The 1179-nt window shown below is 59.6% G+C and carries 1 protein-coding gene; it reads right to left on the bottom strand.

Annotated features, from left to right (window positions below; genetic code table 11):
- Window positions 1-3: 3 nt before the first annotated feature.
- On the bottom strand, window positions 4-1005 hold the full coding sequence (locus ACK1U9_RS03430) for a sulfate ABC transporter substrate-binding protein (protein ID WP_046615020.1): 1002 nt from the start codon (window positions 1003-1005) through the stop codon (window positions 4-6).
- Between the last annotated feature and the right edge of the window lie 174 nt (window positions 1006-1179).

The raw sequence follows: 1179 nt of genomic DNA on the forward strand, positions 1-1179 counted from the left end.
CAATTACTGATTGTTGGTGTAGATCTGGTCGAACACCCCACCATCATTGAAGTGGGTCTTCTGCACGGTGCGCCAGTCACCGAAGGTCTTCTCCACCGACAGGAAGTCCACTTTCGGGAAGCGGTCGGTGTACTTGGCCAGTACCGTCGCATCACGCGGGCGCAGGTAGTTCTGTGCGGCAATTTCCTGGGCGGCAGGCGACCACAGGTACTTCAGGTATTCCTCGGCCGCAGCCTGGGTGCCTTTCTTCGCCACTACCTTGTCGACCACGCTGACCGGCGGCTCGGCTTCGGCCGACACGCTCGGGTAGACCACTTCGAACTGGTCGCGGCCGAACTCGCGGGCGATCATTTCGGCTTCGTTCTCGAAAGTTACCAGCACGTCGCCGATCTGGTTGGTCATGAAGGTGGTGGTGGCGGCACGGCCACCGGTGTCCAATACCGGCGCCTGCTTGAACAGCTTGCCGACAAAGTCCTTGGCCTTGTTTTCATCACCGCCTTGCTTGAGCACATAGCCCCAGGCCGACAGGTAGGTGTAGCGGCCGTTACCCGAGGTCTTGGGGTTGGGCACGATCACCTGCACGCCATCCTTGAGCAGGTCGGGCCAGTCTTTCAGCGCCTTGGGGTTACCCTTGCGCACGATGAACACAGTGGCCGATGTGAACGGCGCGCTGTTGTTCGGCAGGCGGCTGACCCAGTTGTCCGGCACCAGCTTGCCATTGTCGGCCAGGGCGTTGATGTCGGTGGCCATGTTCATGGTGATGACATCGGCCGGCAGGCCATCGATCACCGCTCGCGCCTGCTTGCTCGAGCCGCCGAAGGACATCTGCACGTTGACCTTTTCGTTGTGCTCGGCTTCCCAGTGCTTCTGGAAGGCCGGGTTGTAGTCCTTGTAGAAGTCGCGCATCACGTCGTAGGAAACGTTGAGCAGGGTGGGGGCGGCCTGGGCGAAATTGCCCAAGGCAAGGCCTGCGGCGAGCAGCGAGGCGGTGAAGAGTTTTTTCACGTTGCTTCCTTGTTATCGAGAAGGTGTTGGCAGTTTGCCTGCGACTATAGCGGGTGGGTTTGTAACGGCTAAAGAACTAAAACGACTTTGGTTATGCTGCTGACTGTACTGGCCCTATCGCCGGCAAGCCAGCTCCCACAGGTACTGCACAGGTCTTGGGCATTGTGCAGTACC

The organism is Pseudomonas sp. XP1 (assembly GCF_053557675.1).